Source organism: Yersinia sp. 2466 StPb PI, from assembly GCF_041538325.1.
GTDB classification, from domain to species: domain Bacteria; phylum Pseudomonadota; class Gammaproteobacteria; order Enterobacterales; family Enterobacteriaceae; genus Yersinia; species Yersinia enterocolitica_E.
Window position 1 is genome coordinate 3,014,743 of the sequence record NZ_JAULSL010000001.1, and the last position, 18,857, is coordinate 3,033,599.

Here is an 18,857-nt window from a genome sequence, read left to right on the forward strand (position 1 = left end):
CTACTTGGTGTGGCGTGATAATGCCTGAATGTTCAACAGCAATTGTTCAGCCTGATCCGGCGGTAACTGTGCATCTACCGGCAGGTACCACCAATTAGGCTGAGCAAAAGCCCGGCACTTGACTGCATCTTTTTCAGTCATCAATAATATTTGCGGGCCACTCGTTAGCGGACTAAGTTGTGCTAATGAATAATCCTGATGGTCAGCAAAAGCATGCTTACTCTTAGGCTCAATACCCAGTAAATTCAGGGTAGTAAAGAACCGAGGAGGATGACCAATACCCGCCATTGCAACGACATGCTGGAGTTGCTGTGCGGGTAACCGCTCACCGCTAACCAGATTGACGGCCTGCCGCGCCACCAACTGCATCGGTATTTCTCCGCTGGCGGCAATACCACCATTGGTAATTACCGCATCCACTGAGTGCAAACGCCCCGCCCGTTCACGCATCGGGCCTGCCGGTAACCACCAACCATTACCGAAACGACGCACACCATCGATCACCACCAGCTCAAAATCACGCTGTAGCGCATAATGTTGCAATCCATCGTCGGTGATGATGAAGTCCAAAGTGTGAGCTTTTAGTAACGCTTTGATGGCATCTGAGCGCTTTGGTGAGACAGCGACCGGTGCCTGAGTACGTTGATATATCAGAACCGGCTCATCACCTGCCTGCACCGTGGATGTCTCATTGGATAGCAGTAGCGGATACACCGTAGATTTGCCCCCGTAGCCACGAGACACCACCCCAACACGGTAACCCCGTAGTTTTAGCTGTTCCACTAACCAGATTACGACCGGTGTCTTACCATTTCCGCCAGCAGTAAGGTTGCCGACAATAACCACTGGGACCGGTGAGCGCCAAGCAGAACGCCAGCCAAGAGAGTAACTGGCCCGGATAAGTGCTGTGACCGCACCGTATAACCAAGATAGTGGCAGCAGTAGCAGATACAGCCGAGACCGCCCAGACCAGATACGCTCAATCATTGGCCAAACTGCATACGATTAAGTTGGGCATAGGCACCATGTTGCGCCAACAACTCTGCATGTACACCACGCTCGACAATGCGCCCCTCTTCAATGACCAAAATTTCATCGGCTTTTTCAATCGTAGATAAGCGATGGGCAATAACCAATGAAGTACGGTTTTTCTGCAACTCATCCAATGCGGACTGAATCGCCCGTTCAGATTCAGTATCCAGCGCTGAGGTAGCTTCATCCAGAATCAATATCGGGCAATCTCGCAATAACGCACGAGCGATAGCGATACGCTGACGTTGCCCACCTGAGAGCATCACACCGTTCTCGCCAATAACAGTATCAAGGCCAAATTCCATTTTATTGATAAAATCCATGGCATATGCCATTCGGGCGGCTTCTTCGATTTCAGCGCGGCTATAGTGCTCGTCACGGGCATAAGCGATATTATTGGCAACCGTATCATTGAACAGATGAACATTTTGCGACACCAAGGCGACTTGGTTTCGCAAGGCACCAAGCCGATAATCACGCAAATCGTGCCCGTCCATCAAGATACTGCCTTCGCTGACATCATAGAACCGGGTCAGTAAATTGGCGATAGTTGACTTACCTGAGCCTGAACGCCCTACCAATGCCACGGTCTTACCCGCTTCAATGTGCATATTGATATCATTCAGTGCTGGGGTGTCTTTGCCTGGGTAGTAGAAAGTGACATGGCGGAATTCTATTTCGCCTTTAGCCCGCTCAACTTCCAGTTTCCCCTCGTCTTTTTCCTGTTCCATATCCAGAATAGCAAATAGCGTCTGACAAGCTGCCATCCCGCGCTGGAACTGTGCATTCACATTGGTAAGGGACTTCAACGGGCGCATCAGAGCAATCATTGCCGAGAACACCACAGTGATGGTACCCGCTGTCAGAGTTTCCATCACACTAGGGAAACTTGCCGCATACAGCACAAACGCCAACGCAAATGAAGCAATCAACTGAATGATGGGATCAGAAATGGAAGAAGCAGAAACCAGCTTCATCCCCTGCTGACGCATGCGATTACTGACGGTATCAAAACGCTCGGTTTCAACTTTCTGGCCACCAAAGATCAACACTTCTTTGTGCCCTTTCAGCATTTGCTCTGCACTGGTGGTCACTTCTCCCATGGTGCTTTGCATATTTTTACTGATATTACGAAAACGCTTAGAGACTAACCGGATAGAAACAGAAACAATCGGTGCAATGACGATTAAAATCAGCGACAACTGCCAGCTGTAATAAAACATCATGATAAACAAACCGATAATAGAGGCCCCTTCACGCACCACTGTAACCAATGCGCCAGAAGACGATGCCGCTACCTGCTCAGAATCATAGGTAATACGGGACAACAACGTGCCAGTCGATTGCTGGTCAAAGAAGGATACCGGCATCCCCATCATATGGCTAAATAAGCGGCGACGGATGAACATCACGACTTGACCAGAGACCCATGAGATACAATAGCTAGAAATAAAGCCGGTTATTCCACGAACCACCATCAAACCGATAACAGCCAACGGCATCCATTTTAAAATTGAGCTATTCGCTTTACCAAAACCATCATCGAGCAAAGGTTTCAGTAACGACAGCATAAACGTGTCACTGGCGGCATTAAGGATTAATGCTATCGCCGCGACAACAAGACCGGTCTTATAAGGAGAGATCATTGGCCAGAGGCGACGGAACGTCTGCCATGTGGATAGATCTTTATCATTCATCATGCAAATACCAGCACCAGAAGAAATAGCGGCCCATTCTACTCATTATGGCCTCCAACGCCAAACCGCTGGTGATACCAACGTGGCATTATTTGTTCCCGATAGCCCCTAATTTGCCAACTATCGATGTAAAAATACACAGTTAGCTGTCCGGATACCGAGGTATCACGCCAAATAATGCTATTTTTTTGATAGCGTTTAATCACTTTTTTAGCTGGCAGGTGCCATTGGTTATAGCGTGCAGCGGAAGCAAAAGCCAATTCTGGCTTCACTGCCCGCAAAAATGGGCCGGTTGAAGAGGTATTGCTGCCATGGTGGGGAACTTGCAGCAATGTTGAGGCTAGCTTAGCACGATAATTTTTAACTAACTGCCGCTCTCCCCGTGTTTCAAGGTCGCCCGTCAATAACAGACTGTGTTTGCCATCATCAATGCGAATAACACATGAGTCATCATTTTGGGCGTTAATCACATGAGTTCTTGGCCATAAAACCTCAAAATTTAAATTTTGCCATTGCCATTTCACGCCTTGCTGACAGGGCAAACCCGCTATCGGGCCAGTTAAGGAGAAAGGTGCACGGATTTTCGCCTGCGGGAATGCCGCCTTTAACTCAGCTAGCCCTCCGGTGTGATCAAGATGATCATGGCTAAGGATAATTTGCTCAACCACAATGCCCCGCCAACGTAAATAAGGGAGAATAACCGCAGCTGCCATGCTACTGGTGTGCCAACGATTGCCCGTATCAAAGATAATTGCTTTCCCTGCGCGTTCTATCACTATTGCCAGACCGTGCCCAATATCCAACATATCAACACGCCAGCGATAATCATCACGCCGCTGAGTGAATAACACCAAATTGACACACAGGACTACCACCCCAATTGGATAGCTGCGCCACCACTGAAAACGCCAAATAAGTATTACCAGCCACCCCGTATAAGCCACGGCAACGGATGCTAACCCAGTATGCAACCAACCGGTTTTTAGGTGATTGAGTGGCCAGAGTACCGCGCAAAGCGATATATCGGCCAAGAACCAAAACAGGCCAGCTACGGTAGGCAATGGTATGCAGGCCAAGGCCAACAATACGCAAGGCACAGTAAGCAGGGATATGATAGGCACTGCCCACAAATTTGCAGGGATAGAAAACAAGCTGACGCCATGAAATAGGCCTATCTGCAGTGGCATCAATAGTAGCATCATACCAAATTGTAAATGGAACCAGCGGATAATCAGCCCAAGCCATCCGCCCCTAAAACGCTGAGTAATTGGCACCCAATAGAACCAACATATCAGACTGAATACCGCCAGACAGGAGAGCCAAAAACTGTCTGATAGTACCGCCAGTGGTTCACTAAGTAATATTAACGCCAACACCCAGAGCCACACTTGCCAGGCGCTGCATAAAATACCGAACAACCTCAGCAGTAACCATAGGGTTAATGCTATAGCCGCCCTCATCGCGGGTGGATTCGCACCCGCCAACCAAACATAAACCATTGCCACAAACCAGCCAATCAGCAGCGGGAACACGGGCCCTACCCAACTAACGGGTAGAAAGAACTGGATCCCACGAGCCAGTATCCCGCCAAACAGCGCCGCTAGCCCGATGTGCAAACCCGATATCGCCATCAGGTGCGCCGTTCCGGTATTACGAAAAAGTGCCCACTGACGTGTGTTCAACTGTTCTCTTTCACCAAAAGCTAAAGCTAGCAGTATCTGCCGCTGGTCATACTGCTGTAGCTGCTGTTCAATAACACTGATGGCCCGCTGGCGGAGATTACAATGAGCATCACGCAATTCAGCCTTAATCACTCGCCCTTGCAATGGACGCTGGTTGGCTATAGCCCAGCGTTGGCTATCAACCCCCCCTTCATTGAGTAAGCTATGCACCGCCCGCATTCGTAGCCTCAACACCCATTGCTGCCCAGCACAATAGCGCTCAAGCTTCTCCGGCCACTTTACTGATACTGCAATCGGCGGAAATACTCTTTGCCCATTAACTTGCTGAATGCCCAGCAGGACCTTATTCCCTTCTCCCCATGTCAGATAGGCATTCTTTATAGTGGCGATAACTTGCTGCTCACCTTGAGTTAACGCCTCAATTTGCATTAATACCCTATTTCCGTGCCAACTTCCCCACGCAAAACTGATGATGACTAATGCCACGCATTGCCAGTATATACACCCACTTAACCATACCAGTCCCCCCAACACTAGCAGCCCCACAATGATGAGAGTTCCTGGCAACTGAGGTAGAAAAATAAGAGGTAAGAAGCCAATGGCAATAGCGGCCGCAGCATGATCGATTGATAAAGTGATAAGAAGCCATCCCTTGTATTACTGCCAGATAGCCTCATTGCCATCCGCTTGCCTCATCGTGAATATGTTGATTTTCTCTGTTGATGGATGATGCAGCCAGTACAAAAAGTGGAAGTTCAGAGCGGCTTCGCGGATAGTTTAATCTTGTTACATAGCTAACAACGCCTATGCGGAATGTATCGAAAATAAAGCTGAGCTTATTACAGGTAAAAGGGAGATAGAGATAGAGATAGAGATAGAGATAGAGATAGAGATAGATGAGGGTATTTGAATAAGTGAATAAACAATATTTAATCTATTCGTTATAAGGTTTTAATATATATTCAGCTAATTTTAGCGCGTGACATTAGAAAGAAAAAAAGAAAAACGGTGCCATTAGGCACCGTTTCTTATCAGCGTTTATACCTTTTATAATCAGCGTCATAGCAGTATTAGCTATGACACCAATGATTTAGGTATAGATAATAACGCGGTAAGTTGTAACCAACTTAACCGTAGATATTAGCGCGATCACGCAATTCTTTACCTGGCTTAAAGTGTGGAACGTACTTACCTTCCAATTCAACTTTAGCGCCAGTCTTTGGATTACGGCCAACACGCGGAGCACGGTAGTGAAGAGAAAAACTGCCAAATCCTCGGATCTCAATGCGCTCACCTTCAGCTAGTGTTCCAGCCATATGTTCAAGCATTTCTTTCACTGCATCCTCAACGGCTTTAGCCGGTACATGAGATTGCTGGCCAGCAAGTCTTTCAATAAGTTCAGACTTGGTCATATTACCTCCAAGCTTTGCAGCTAAACTACCGTATAGGGGCGGAAAAACCGCCCCCCGTTATTACTCGCCTTTTGCAGCTTTGAACGCTTCTGCCATTGCGCTAGAGAAGTTACCTTCTTCTGGCTTGTTGTTAACTGTAGCAATAGCATCTTTCTCATCAGCTTCGTCTTTAGCACGAACAGACAGGCTGATTACGCGGTTTTTACGGTCAACGCCAGTATATTTGGCTTCAACTTCATCACCGACGTTCAGAACCAGCGTCGCATCTTCAACGCGGTCGCGAGTTGCTTCGGAAGCACGCAGATAACCTTCTACGCCGCCTGCCAATTCAACTGTAGCACCTTTAGCGTCAACTGCAGTTACTTTACCAGTAACAATAGCACCTTTCTTGTTAACAGACAGGTAGTTATTGAACGGGTCTTCTGCCAGTTGTTTCACGCCCAGGGAGATGCGCTCACGTTCTGCGTCAACTTGCAGAACCACAGCTGCGATTTCGTCGCCTTTCTTATATTCACGAACTGCTTCTTCGCCTGCAACGTTCCAGGAGATGTCAGACAGGTGAACCAGGCCGTCGATGCCGCCGTCCAAGCCGATGAAGATACCGAAGTCAGTGATAGACTTGATTTTACCTTCAACGCGGTCGTTTTTGTTGTGAGTTTCTGCAAACAGCTGCCATGGGTTAGATTTGCACTGTTTCAGGCCCAGAGAAATACGACGACGTTCTTCATCGATGTCCAGAACCATAACTTCCACTACGTCGCCAACGTTAACAACTTTAGACGGGTGAATGTTTTTGTTGGTCCAATCCATTTCTGAAACGTGTACCAAACCTTCAACGCCTTCTTCGATTTCTACGAAGCAGCCGTAATCAGTCAGGTTAGTTACACGACCAGTCAGCTTGGTGCTTTCTGGGTAACGTTTAGCGATAGCAACCCATGGATCTTCGCCAAGCTGTTTCAAGCCCAGGGATACACGAGTACGTTCGCGGTCGAATTTCAGAACTTTAACAGTGATTTCGTCGCCCACATTGACGATTTCGCTTGGGTGTTTAACACGTTTCCAAGCCATGTCAGTAATGTGCAGCAAGCCATCAACGCCACCCAGATCAACGAATGCACCGTAGTCAGTCAGGTTCTTAACGATACCCTTAACTTCCATGCCTTCTTGCAGGTTTTCCAGCAATTGATCACGCTCAGCGCTGTTCTCAGATTCGATAACTGCACGACGAGAAACAACTACGTTGTTGCGTTTCTGATCAAGCTTGATGACTTTGAACTCAAGCTCTTTGCCTTCCAGATGCAGAGTATCGCGAACTGGGCGCACATCAACCAGTGAACCAGGCAGGAACGCACGGATACCGTTCAGTTCGACTGTAAAGCCGCCCTTCACTTTGCCGTTGATCACACCAGTAACGGTTGCAGCTTCTTCGTAAGCTTTTTCCAGCATCAGCCATGCTTCGTGACGCTTAGCTTTTTCACGGGACAGCAGAGTTTCACCGAAGCCGTCTTCAACAGCGTCCAGAGCAACGTCAACTTCGTCACCAACTTGAATTTCCAGTTCGCCTTGCGCGTTCTTGAACTGTTCTGCTGGAATTGCTGACTCAGATTTCAGACCGGCGTCAACCAGTACGATATCTTTATCGATAGAAACAACAACACCACGGACGATAGAGCCCGGACGTGTTTCAATTGTTTTCAGGGATTCTTCAAAGAGTTGAGCAAAAGATTCTGTCATGTTAATAATCTTCAGGATTCTTAAGTTTAACGTCCATCTAGCATCCCGCCGGATGGGGTTGTTTCACATGCCTCGCCACAGATCCTTGCAGCAAGGTTAAAGTGCTCATCAAAAATAATTTTAATTAAAAAATAAATCGTTGAGAGCTCAGAACTGACCGCATTGTCGTTATTTTTTCAACGGCAACGCTAAAATTCGTTGGGCATAAGCCAGCGCCTGTTCGATCACCTGCTCGATGGACATACTGGTTGAATCCAGTACCAACGCATCCGCCGCAGGGACTAAAGGTGCAATAGACCGGTTACGATCACGAGAGTCTCGCTCCTGTATCTCGGCCAAAAGACGTTCAAAGTTAACATTAAACCCCTTTTCCTGCAACTGTAGCATACGTCGGTGCGCGCGTTCTTGCGAACTTGCATCAAGAAATATTTTCACCGGCGCATCAGGGAAGACCACCGTCCCCATATCGCGACCATCGGCAATCAGGCCCGGTGCTTCACGAAATGCTCGCTGGCGGCGTAGTAATGCCTCACGGACTCGCGGGAAAGCCGCCGCCTGAGATGCAGTATTCCCTACAGTTTCGGTGCGGATTTCATTGCTGACATCCTCACCTTCTAAAATCACTTTTAACTGCCCATTCTGTGAGACAAAACGAACATCGAGATGTGCGGCAAGTGGAACCAATGCCTCTTCGGTGCTGATATCAACCTGATGATGCAGGGCTGCTAACGCCAAAACCCGGTAAATCGCACCCGAATCCAGCAAGCGCCAGTTCAACGATTCAGCCAAAGCTTTGCAAAGCGTACCTTTACCTGCACCACTTGGTCCATCAACGGTTATCACCGGGGCTATCGCCGTCATTTCTCTCTCCTTTCGGTAGGCAAAACCTCTTGTCTACCCAGCAGGGCAAACACAGGAGCAGCATTATACGCCGCATCGATGTGAACTGTTACCCTCGCGTGGTTCAGTTGCTGAAAATAAAACCATAAGCCGTGGCTGGAGTGTAGAAGAGATGTGAAAGATAGCCAGAAAAAACATTTATTCTTATTTGCCAATAAAGAAAAGTGCTATCCGTCTATAAAATAGGGAATGGGTACCGACTGGTACCCATTAGAGGTCAATAAATTCGGCGCAAAAAGGTCAGGCTGTCTGGCTCAGATTGGCCAATTGTTCAAAGTAGTCAGGGAAGGTTTTAGCGGTGCATTGAGGGTCAAGAATCGTCACCGGAGTATCAGATAACGCCACCAGTGAGAAGCACATCGCCATACGGTGGTCATTGTAAGTCCCTATTTCAGCGGCAATTAATTGCACGGGTGGCACCACACGAATATAGTCTTCACCTTCTTCAACTTCCGCACCCACTTTTCTCAGCTCAGTGGCCATCGCAGATAAGCGGTCAGTCTCTTTTACCCGCCAGTTATAGATATTACGAATAACCGTCGGGCCATTGGCAAACAGTGCGGTGGTAGCAATGGTCATGGCCGCATCAGGAATGTGATTCATATCCATATCGATACCCTGTAATTCGCCACGGCTACATTCTATATAGTCATCACCCCAGCTAATTTTTGCGCCCATTTTTTCCAGCACATCAGCAAATTTGGTATCACCCTGCACGCTTTTTTTACCGATACCCGTAACACGCACGGTGCCACCTTTAATTGCCGCGGCGGCTAAGAAATAGGACGCAGAAGACGCATCGCCCTCAACCAAATAAGTACCCGGAGTGCGATATGTCTGGCCGCTTTTTATATGAAACAGTTGATAGTTCTCATGCACCACATCAACACCGAAGGCTTTCATCAGATGCAGGGTAATATCGATGTATGGCTTAGAGACCAGAGTGCCTTGAATCTGAATGTCGGTATCTTGCTCAGCCAAGGGGGCAGTCATCAGCAATGCTGTCAGAAATTGGCTGGAGACACTACCATCAACGGTCAGTTTTCCACCACGGAAACCACCACGTAAGCGCAACGGCGGGTAGCTCTCTTGCTCCAGATAATCAATCTGCGCCCCGCCCTGACGCAAGGCATCAACCAAGTGGCCAATTGGCCGCTCTTTCATCCGCGGTTCACCGGTTAGTACGATGTCGCTGTTACCTAAGCAAAGTGCCGCAGCCAATGGGCGCATTGCCGTGCCCGCATTGCCTAAGAACAGTTCCAAGGGTTGGTCTGCGACCAATTTGCCACCTACACCATCCACTTCACATTGAGTGCGATCAGCCGAAAGGCGGAAATTCACCCCCAATGCCTGCAAGGCATCGAGCATATGGCGAATGTCGTCACTGTCTAACAAGTTATTCAGCTGGGTCGTCCCTTCGGCCAGCGCTGCCAGAAGAAGTGCACGGTTAGAAACACTTTTAGAACCGGGTAAGTTAACGGTGCCATTGATCAGAGCAATGGGTTGTAAAGTCAGGGATTCCAACATGGGAAAAGCACTCTCCAGTCTTCTGTGTGCAAATAAATATATTTTAAATAAGGGTGATAACTCAGTCTGAGCAGACAAACATCCGCCCGGAGGAATCAACCATGGCGGCGTTCAAAGTCAGCCATAAAATCTGTTAAGACTTTAACGCCTTCAATTGGCATCGCATTATAAATCGATGCCCGCATCCCACCAGCAACACGATGGCCTTTTAAGGCTTGCAAACCCTGCTCTTGTGCCTCGCTAAGGAACACTTTATCCAAGGAGGCATCCTTCATTTGGAATGGCACATTCATCAAAGAGCGGTTGGCGTGAGCCACCTGATTGCGATAGAAACCGGTCTTATCGATCGCACCATACAATAGATCAGCTTTCGCCTGATTACGTTTTTCCATTTCAACCAAACCGCCCTGCTCCTTCAGCCATTTAAACACCAGACCAGAGAGATACCAGGCAAAAGTTGGCGGCGTATTGAACATGGAATCGTTATCGGCCAGCACCTTATAATCAAGGATCGATGGCAATTCAGTGCGAGCTTTACCTAATAAGTCGTCGCGCACGATAACCACTGTCAGGCCAGCGGGACCGATGTTTTTCTGGGCGCCAGCATAAATGACACCATAGCGACTGACATCAATCGGGCGAGAAAGGATAGATGATGAGTAATCGGCAACGACAATTTTATCGCCAAAATCCGGCTCTTCTTTGATAGCCAGCCCATCAATGGTTTCATTTGGGCAATAATGTACATAAGCAGCATTATCACTCAACTGCCATTGTTTCATCGGCAAAATACCCGTTAGACTATTTTCGTGGGTTGTCACATCGATAACGTTAGGGACACAGTATTTTTGTGCTTCTTTGACTGCACTGTGTGCCCAATAGCCGCCGTCAATATAATCAGCACTGTTGTTGTCGCCGAGTAAATTCAATGGCACTGCGGCAAACTGCGCGCGCGCGCCACCATGGCAAAATAACACTTTATAATTGGCCGGAATTCGTAACAGATCACGCAGATCTTCTTCTGCGTCTTCAGCAACCTGAATAAATTCCTTACTCCGGTGACTGATCTCCATCACCGATGTCCCCAAGCCATGCCAGTTACGTAATTCCTGTTCCGCACGACGTAAAACTTCAACCGGTAACATCGCAGGCCCTGCGCTAAAATTATAAACTTGTGTCATTTCCCCTCACCACACTCAACTGAGATTGCCATCGTTATCATTACTCGGTTTTATCATTCGAGTCCGCCTGCTGCAACGGTTATTCACTGGCAAGGGAGAAACTCTCACCCCCTGCGATAGCAGGCTGTGCGTTATCCTGTCATTAATTTGGAATTATTCACCAAAAGCTACCGAACCAAGGTGTTAGCGCACGATAGATGACTCATTTTGCTCGTTGATGGTCCAAAGCTTCAACCCAGTGGTGGTGACCACAACGTTGGCAGGTTTTCTCTGCACCGCTGGATAACGCCACTATCAGGCTGCACTGGCTACAGGCATACTCCGCAGGTTTTTCAATGGTGACCAAGGGGTTAACACAGCATTTAGGTAATACCGGCAAACCGGGTTTGACATGTTCTTGCGCGAAGAAAAACACACTGATTGCACCATTGACTTCCAGGATGGCCAGCCGTACCTGACCAAGATGCTCGACGCCTTGTTGGCGCAACTCCATAAAAAACTCATCATGGGTAATATTTTCCTGCTGCATGGTTTCCCAAACAAATATCCCATCACTGATGATGATCAACGGCTTCCCTTCCATCCACTGCTGTATTTTTTCGCTGCGTGACATCAAGAAAGTAGAGAGGCGGTACAAAATCATAATGCAGATAAATACCATTACGACTGGCAACATCGGCACATCTTCATAAAAAGTGACATCACCCGCAGCGGATCCCAATGTCAAAATGATCACGACTTCAAATAGCGACATCTGCCGCACGCCACGGCGACCACTCAGTTTGAGGAATAAAAAAACCAAGACAAAGGTGAATAAACAGCGCATGCCCACTTCGGCCAAGAATTCGATGGGGAATTTATCCAGTGCCATTCGTTTGAGATCAAATGTTTGCATTTATAGTTGCCCAATAACTTTTTGATTCATTAAAGATAGTCGCCGGACGGCATGGGTGGGTTTATTTCAGATTAGTGGTAATAAAGCAGATACGGAGGCCGAAGCCCCCGTCAAAGACTTATTGAATCAATATGCGTGGAATAGCTTTTGGATCTCTTGCGGTTTTTGCGTTTGGGTTAATGCCAATTGCAGCAACACACGTGCTTTTTGTGGATTGAGTGAGCCGGATGCAACAAATCCATATTTGGTGTCATCAACTTCTGCATCTTCCGTGGTAGAACCAGTAGGCACACGGGATGAACGCACAACAGCAACCCCACTGTGTGCTGCCGTTGCCAGCGTGTCAAAAACAGAATGATAGAGGTTACCGTTACCAACACCGGCACTGACAATCCCTTTATAGCCATCAGCAATCAGCGCTTTAGCCGGTAAATCAGAGGCATTGGCATAGTTATAAATAATGCCAACTTTTGGTAATTCACTCAGTTTGCTGATATCGAAAGCGGGTTGTCTTGGCGCGGGTTGGTGCAGATAATTCACTTTACCGTCATAAATAGACCCCAAGGATCCGGTATTCGGTGACTGGAATGTCTGCACCGAGGTGGTATTGGTTTTCATCACATCACGGCCACTTAGCACTTGGTCATTCATCGCTACCAGCACACCACGTTTAGCTGAATTGGCGTCACTGGCGACGACCACTGCATTATAGAGATTCAGCGGACCATCTGCACCCAGGGCAGTTGCCGGGCGCATCGCCCCAACCATCACCACGGGTTTATCGCAATTCACCGTTAAATCAAGAAAATAGGCAGTTTCTTCCAGAGTGTCAGTGCCATGCGTAATCACGAATCCGTCTGTTTTGGCGCAATCGGCATTAATTTTTTTCGCCAACTTCAGCCAGACCTCGTCATTCATATCTTGAGAACCGATATTAACCACTTGCTCGCCCTGAATATTGGCGATTTTTTTCATTTCCGGCACCGCGTTTACCAGGGCATCAACCCCCAATTTACCGGCTTTATAGTTAGATTTTGTGGCTGAATCTCCGCCACCGGCGATAGTTCCCCCGGTTGCCAATAGGGTGATATTGGGTAGAGCAAAGGCCGAACCGCTGATCCCTGCTAAGATTCCGGCTAAGACAGTTAGCTTTATAGATTTCACATTATGACTCCGTTATTTATAAGCTAGTGAATTATGCGGAATATCCATACTGAAACTGTGACATTTGCTGCGCTTTAGGAATACATGGAGCTATTAACTAAAACCCCGTATGATTGCGCGTTTTTAGTACCGCCAAAAAGTGACGACAATGACCCAAACCTTTATTCCCGGCAAAGACGCCGCGCTGGAAGACTCAATCTCTCGCTTTCAGCAAAAGCTGAGTGACCTCGGTTTTAATATTGAAGAAGCCTCTTGGCTTAACCCGGTTCCTCACGTTTGGTCGGTACATATCCGCGACCGTGATTGCCCGTTGTGCTTTACCAACGGCAAAGGTGCCAGCAAGAAAGCGGCACTGGCTTCGGCTTTAGGTGAATATTTCGAACGCTTATCCACCAACTATTTCTTCGCTGACTTCTATCTGGGCAAAGCCATTGCCGAAGGTGATTTCGTTCATTATCCCAACGAGAAGTGGTTCCCGATCCCAGCAGATAACTTGCTGCCAGAAGGCATTCTCGATGAGCGCCTGCTGGCGTTTTACGATCCAGAGCAGGAATTGGTCGCCAGTGACCTGGTGGATTTGCAATCAGGTAACGCCAAACGCGGGATCTGTTCATTGCCCTTTACCCGCCAGTCAGATTTAGAAACCGTCTATATTCCAATGAATATTATCGGCAATCTGTATGTCTCAAACGGCATGTCTGCGGGCAATACTGCCAATGAAGCTCGGGTACAAGCCCTGTCCGAAGTCTTTGAACGTAAAGTTAAAAACCGTATTATCGCAGAATCTATCAGCTTGCCGGAGATCCCTGCTGCGGTGTTAAACCGCTATCCAGGTGTGGTAGAAGCCATTGCCAAGCTGGAAGAAGAAGGTTTCCCAATTCTCTCTTACGATGCCTCTCTAGGTGGCGCTTATCCGGTTATTTGCGTAGTACTGTTTAACCCGTCAAATGGCACCTGTTTTGCCTCATTCGGTGCACATCCTGACTTTGGTGTCGCGCTGGAACGCACCGTGACTGAGCTATTGCAGGGCCGTAGCCTGAAAGACCTGGACGTCTTTACCGCGCCGACCTTCGATGACGAAGAGGTGGCAGAGCACACCAATCTGGAAACCCACTTTATCGATTCAAGTGGCTTGATCAGTTGGGATATGTTCAAAGACAAGGCCGACTATCCATTTGTGGACTGGAGCTTTAAAGGCAGCACAGAAGAAGAATTCGCTACCCTGATGGCTATCTTCAAGCAAGAAAACGCCGAAGTGTATATCGCTGATTATGAGCATTTAAGTGTCTATGCCTGCCGGATTTTGGTACCAGGCTGGTCTGATATCTATCCTGCCGAAGATTTGCTGATGGCGAACAACACCATGGGTGTGCATCTGCGAGACAGCTTGCTGGCCCTGCCCGGCAGTGACTGGCAACCTGGGGAATATCTGGCGCTCATTCAGCAGTTGGATGATGAAGGGTTGGATGATTTCGCCCGCGTACGTGAATTGCTGGGTATCGCCTCGGGTAAAGATAACGGCTGGTATACCCTGCGTGTCGGTGAGCTGAAATCCATGCTGGCATTGGCTGGCGGTGATTTGGAGCAAGCACTGATTTGGGTTGAATGGACGCAAGATTTTAACTCTTCAGTCTTTACGGCAAAACAAGCGAACTATTACCGTTGCCTGCAAACCCTATTGTTACTGACTCAGGAGCCGGATCGTGAAGCGGCACAATATTACACTGCCTTTGTGAAAATGTATGGTCAGGAGGCGGTAGATGCAGCCTCAGCAGCCTTGGTGGGTGAGGCGCGCTTCAATGGCCTGTTCAGTGTTGATGAGGATCTAAAAGCCTTACCAGCTCATCAGGCACTACTAGGTGCTTATGAGAAGTTGCAAACTGCCAAACGCCGCTATTGGGCTAAAAGCGAGTAAACATTTTCTGCCAGCAAATAGCTAAATGCTAATCAGCAGAAAACGACCCACGGCGTTGTCTTTTGGCAGCGCCGTTTAATTTAGTACTGCAATTAATCCTGACGAAAATAAATACAAATCGCCGCGCTCAACAATTGTTTTTGTCATAAAAAAACGTTATTTTCTGACGCCGTAATAGCACCTTTAGACAAACATTATTTAGCGACCAGATAAAATAGATAAATAGGTGAATGAATAGTTAATTTTTAATGACTGATAATAATAAAAATAACTACAAATACCCCTTTTAGTTAACCTTCTCAACGGCTTTAAAACAGTCCAATCAAAATTATTTGCAAATCTTAAAATATTTTTTTCAATTAATAATCAATAAGTTAATCGCATCACCCCTATGTTTTATGGTGTTTCACAGCTAACTAAACTCGCGCAATATGATCCATATCAATTTTCACGCTATACTGCTTTGCTAGTATCTCGTTGTGCTTTATTAACCCTTAAGAGAGAGTTAGTGTGAAAGCTGACAACCCCTTCGATGCATTATTACCTGCGGCAATGGCTAAAGTAGCCGAAGATGCCGGTGTCTATAAAGCCACCAAGCATCCGCTAAAAACCTTTTATTTAGCGATTACTGCTGGTGTGTTTATTTCAATTGCGTTTGTTTTTTATATTACAGCGACTACCGGTACTGCTGGCGTGCCTTTCGGCTTTGCCAAGTTGGTTGGTGGTATTTGCTTCTCCCTGGGGCTAATGTTAGTGGTGGTGTGTGGGGGTGATCTTTTCACATCGACCGTACTCACAACTGTCGCTAAAGCCAGCGGCCGTATCACATGGCGTCAACTGGCATGTAACTGGGTTAATGTCTATATTGGGAATCTGTTCGGTGCACTGTTCTTTGTGTGTCTTATTTGGTTCGCAGGCCAACATACTGTGGCAAATGGTCAATGGGGTCTGAATGTTTTGCAAACAGCCGACCATAAATTGCACCATACTTTTATTGAAGCGGTGTGTTTGGGTATTTTAGCTAACCTGATGGTCTGTCTGGCGGTATGGATGAGTTACTCCGGCCGTACCATAATGGATAAAATGTTCGCGATGATCTTACCGGTGGGGATGTTTGTTGCCAGCGGCTTTGAGCATAGCATCGCAAATATGTTTATGATTCCTATGGGTATTGTGATTAAAAATTTCGCTTCGCCTGAATTTTGGCAATCCATAGGATCAACACCTGAGCAATTTGCTCACTTAACCGTAAGTAACTTTATTATTGATAACCTGATCCCAGTCACTATCGGTAACATCATTGGTGGCGGATTATTGGTTGGGTTGACTTATTGGGTAATTTATCTGCGCGGTGACCAGCAACATTAATATGTGGCCGCTACGTCTGGTTTTCGAAGAAATTAACATTAAAAGGTAGATGCATTATGACCGAACTTAATGAAAAATTGGCCAAAGCATGGCAAGGTTTTACCAAGGGTGACTGGCAGAACGGTGTAAACGTTCGTGACTTCATCCAGAAGAACTATACCCCTTATGAAGGCGATGAGTCCTTCCTTGCCGGCCCTACCGATGCGACCGACAAACTGTGGGCGCAGGTTATGGAAGGCATCAAACTGGAAAACCGCACCCATGCGCCAGTTGATTTCGATACCGACGTAGCTGCAACCATCACATCTCATGATGCTGGCTATATTAATAAAGATCTGGAAACCATCGTTGGCTTGCAGACTGAAAAACCATTGAAACGTGCACTGATCCCATTCGGTGGCATTAAAATGGTAGAAGGCTCTTGCAAAGTTTATGGTCGTGAACTTGACCCACAACTGAAAAAAGTCTTCACCGATTACCGTAAAACACACAACCAAGGTGTGTTCGACGTTTATACCAAAGACATCCTGAACTGCCGTAAATCTGGTGTACTGACTGGTTTGCCAGATGCCTATGGCCGTGGCCGTATCATCGGTGACTATCGTCGTGTAGCCGTTTACGGTATCGACTTCCTGATGAAAGACAAACTGGCCCAGTTCAATTCATTGCAAGATGATTTGGAAAACGGTAAAGACCTGGAAATGACTATCCAGTTGCGCGAAGAAATTGCTGAACAGCATCGTGCTCTGGCTCAAATCAAAGAAATGGCGGCCAAATATGGCTGTGATATCTCAGGTCCGGCAACTAACGCCCGTGAAGCAGTACAGTGGACCTACTTCGGCTATTTAGCTGCGGTTAAATCCCAAAACGGTGCGGCAATGTCCTTCGGTCGTGTATCTACCTTCCTTGACGTGTACATCGAACGTGACATGAAAGAAGGTAAGCTGACTGAAATTGAAGCGCAGGAATTGATTGACCATTTGGTTATGAAACTGCGTATGGTTCGCTTCCTGCGTACCCCTGAGTATGATGAACTGTTCTCTGGTGACCCAATCTGGGCAACTGAGTCTCTGGCCGGTATGGGCGTTGATGGCCGTACTCTAGTGACCAAAACCAGCTTCCGCTTCCTGAACACCCTGTACACTATGGGGCCGTCTCCAGAGCCGAACATGACCATTCTATGGTCTGAAAAGCTGCCACTGAATTTTAAAAAGTATGCTGCTAAAGTCTCCATCGATACTTCATCTGTGCAATATGAAAACGATGATCTGATGCGCCCTGACTTCAACAACGATGACTATGCTATCGCTTGTTGTGTTAGCCCGATGATTGTCGGTAAACAAATGCAGTTCTTTGGTGCCCGTGCCAACCTGGCAAAAACCATGTTGTACGCAATCAACGGCGGCGTTGATGAAAAAATGAAGATCCAGGTTGGCCCGAAAGAAGCGCCAATGATGGATGACGTGCTGGACTATGACAAAGTCATGGAACGCATGGACCACTTTATGGATTGGCTGGCTAAACAATACGTTACCGCGCTGAACATCATCCATTACATGCATGACAAGTACAGCTATGAAGCTGCGCTAATGGCACTGCATGACCGTGATGTTTACCGTACTATGGCATGTGGTATTGCAGGTCTGTCTGTTGCGGCTGACTCCCTGTCTGCTATCAAGTATGCCAAAGTAAGCACCATCCGTGATGCTGACGGCCTGGCTATCGACTTCAACATCGAAGGCGAATATCCACAGTTTGGTAACAACGATTCACGCGTTGATGATATCGCTTGTGACCTGGTTGAGCGCTTCATGAAGAAAATTCAGAAGCTGCGTACTTACCGTGGTGCAGTGGCAACTCAGTCCGTGCTGACCATCACCTCTAACGTGGTTTATGGTAAGAAAACCGGTAACACCCCAGATGGTCGCCGTGCTGGTGCGCCATTCGGTCCAGGTGCTAACCCAATGCATGGCCGTGACCAGAAAGGTGCTGTTGCCTCTCTGACTTCGGTTGCTAAACTGCCGTTTGCTTACGCGAAAGATGGTATCTCTTACACCTTCTCTATCGTGCCAAACGCATTAGGCAAAGACGACGAAGTACGTAAAGCTAACCTAGCCGGTCTGATGGATGGTTACTTCCATCACGAAGCGTCCATCGAAGGTGGTCAACACCTGAACGTGAACGTAATGAACCGTGAAATGCTGTTAGACGCGATGGAAAACCCGGAAAAATATCCGCAGTTGACTATCCGTGTATCGGGTTACGCAGTACGTTTCAACTCGCTGACCAAAGAACAACAGCAGGATGTAATTACTCGTACCTTTACACAGTCGATATAATTCCCTGCCGC

At 47.4% G+C, this 18,857-nt stretch carries 13 protein-coding genes; 3 read left to right on the plus strand and 10 right to left on the minus strand.

What is annotated here, in order from left to right; translation table 11 throughout:
* The 10 genes from lpxK to ansB form a co-directional block, all read right to left on the minus strand.
* On the minus strand, positions 1 to 987 hold the full coding sequence (lpxK, locus tag Q2T72_RS13695; RefSeq protein ID WP_372569318.1) for a tetraacyldisaccharide 4'-kinase: 987 nt from the start codon (positions 985 to 987) through the stop codon (positions 1 to 3).
* Positions 984 to 2,732, minus strand: coding sequence for a lipid A ABC transporter ATP-binding protein/permease MsbA (msbA, locus tag Q2T72_RS13700; protein ID WP_083158440.1), 1,749 nt, complete (start codon positions 2,730 to 2,732; stop codon positions 984 to 986). The genes lpxK and msbA overlap by 4 nt, the downstream gene beginning before the upstream one ends.
* A 35-nt stretch (positions 2,733 to 2,767) precedes the next feature.
* Positions 2,768 to 5,050 carry a ComEC family protein gene (locus Q2T72_RS13705; protein WP_372569895.1) on the minus strand — a complete coding sequence of 761 codons (2,283 nt, stop codon included), beginning with the start codon at positions 5,048 to 5,050 and terminating at the stop codon, positions 2,768 to 2,770.
* A gap of 488 nt (positions 5,051 to 5,538) precedes the next feature.
* Positions 5,539 to 5,823 carry an integration host factor subunit beta gene (gene ihfB, locus Q2T72_RS13710; RefSeq protein ID WP_005184672.1) on the minus strand — a complete coding sequence of 95 codons (285 nt, stop codon included), beginning with the start codon at positions 5,821 to 5,823 and terminating at the stop codon, positions 5,539 to 5,541.
* A 60-nt stretch (positions 5,824 to 5,883) separates the two neighbouring features.
* Positions 5,884 to 7,557, minus strand: a complete 1,674-nt coding sequence (gene rpsA, locus Q2T72_RS13715) for a 30S ribosomal protein S1 (RefSeq protein WP_004391091.1) — start codon at positions 7,555 to 7,557, stop codon at positions 5,884 to 5,886.
* A 168-nt stretch (positions 7,558 to 7,725) separates the two neighbouring features.
* Positions 7,726 to 8,418 carry a (d)CMP kinase gene (cmk, locus tag Q2T72_RS13720; protein WP_050084945.1) on the minus strand — a complete coding sequence of 231 codons (693 nt, stop codon included), beginning with the start codon at positions 8,416 to 8,418 and terminating at the stop codon, positions 7,726 to 7,728.
* A 279-nt stretch (positions 8,419 to 8,697) separates the two neighbouring features.
* The gene (aroA, locus tag Q2T72_RS13725; RefSeq protein ID WP_083158438.1) at positions 8,698 to 9,984 is read right to left on the minus strand and encodes a 3-phosphoshikimate 1-carboxyvinyltransferase; all 1,287 of its coding nucleotides are present in this window, start codon (positions 9,982 to 9,984) and stop codon (positions 8,698 to 8,700) included.
* A gap of 95 nt (positions 9,985 to 10,079) precedes the next feature.
* On the minus strand, positions 10,080 to 11,165 hold the full coding sequence (gene serC, locus Q2T72_RS13730) for a 3-phosphoserine/phosphohydroxythreonine transaminase (RefSeq protein WP_083158437.1): 1,086 nt from the start codon (positions 11,163 to 11,165) through the stop codon (positions 10,080 to 10,082).
* A gap of 202 nt (positions 11,166 to 11,367) precedes the next feature.
* The gene (locus Q2T72_RS13735; protein ID WP_083158436.1) at positions 11,368 to 12,060 is read right to left on the minus strand and encodes a DUF421 domain-containing protein; all 693 of its coding nucleotides are present in this window, start codon (positions 12,058 to 12,060) and stop codon (positions 11,368 to 11,370) included.
* Between the two features lie 126 nt (positions 12,061 to 12,186).
* Complete coding sequence (ansB, locus tag Q2T72_RS13740; protein ID WP_083158435.1) at positions 12,187 to 13,224, minus strand: L-asparaginase 2; 1,038 nt, start codon at positions 13,222 to 13,224, stop codon at positions 12,187 to 12,189.
* Between the two features lie 148 nt (positions 13,225 to 13,372).
* On the opposite strand from ansB, the gene ycaO reads away from it, so the two are divergent.
* The 3 genes from ycaO to pflB all read left to right on the plus strand — a co-directional run bounded on the left by ycaO (position 13,373) and on the right by pflB (position 18,846).
* Positions 13,373 to 15,139, plus strand: a complete 1,767-nt coding sequence (ycaO, locus tag Q2T72_RS13745) for a 30S ribosomal protein S12 methylthiotransferase accessory factor YcaO (RefSeq protein ID WP_083158434.1) — start codon at positions 13,373 to 13,375, stop codon at positions 15,137 to 15,139.
* Positions 15,140 to 15,649: 510 nt separating this feature from the next.
* The gene (gene focA / locus Q2T72_RS13750; protein WP_050084953.1) at positions 15,650 to 16,507 is read left to right on the plus strand and encodes a formate transporter FocA; all 858 of its coding nucleotides are present in this window, start codon (positions 15,650 to 15,652) and stop codon (positions 16,505 to 16,507) included.
* Positions 16,508 to 16,563: 56 nt separating this feature from the next.
* Positions 16,564 to 18,846 carry a formate C-acetyltransferase gene (gene pflB, locus Q2T72_RS13755; RefSeq protein ID WP_083158433.1) on the plus strand — a complete coding sequence of 761 codons (2,283 nt, stop codon included), beginning with the start codon at positions 16,564 to 16,566 and terminating at the stop codon, positions 18,844 to 18,846.
* Positions 18,847 to 18,857: the final 11 nt, after the last annotated feature.

Coding starts and splice junctions, on each gene's coding strand:
- lpxK (WP_372569318.1), bottom strand. CDS start 987: ATGATTGAGCGTATCTGGTCTGGGCGGTCTCGGCTGTATCTGCTACTG.
- msbA (WP_083158440.1), bottom strand. CDS start 2,732: ATGATGAATGATAAAGATCTATCCACATGGCAGACGTTCCGTCGCCTC.
- ihfB (WP_005184672.1), bottom strand. CDS start 5,823: ATGACCAAGTCTGAACTTATTGAAAGACTTGCTGGCCAGCAATCTCAT.
- rpsA (WP_004391091.1), bottom strand. CDS start 7,557: ATGACAGAATCTTTTGCTCAACTCTTTGAAGAATCCCTGAAAACAATT.
- cmk (WP_050084945.1), bottom strand. CDS start 8,418: ATGACGGCGATAGCCCCGGTGATAACCGTTGATGGACCAAGTGGTGCA.
- aroA (WP_083158438.1), bottom strand. CDS start 9,984: ATGTTGGAATCCCTGACTTTACAACCCATTGCTCTGATCAATGGCACC.
- serC (WP_083158437.1), bottom strand. CDS start 11,165: ATGACACAAGTTTATAATTTTAGCGCAGGGCCTGCGATGTTACCGGTT.
- Q2T72_RS13735 (WP_083158436.1), bottom strand. CDS start 12,060: ATGCAAACATTTGATCTCAAACGAATGGCACTGGATAAATTCCCCATC.
- ycaO (WP_083158434.1), top strand. CDS start 13,373: ATGACCCAAACCTTTATTCCCGGCAAAGACGCCGCGCTGGAAGACTCA.
- pflB (WP_083158433.1), top strand. CDS start 16,564: ATGACCGAACTTAATGAAAAATTGGCCAAAGCATGGCAAGGTTTTACC.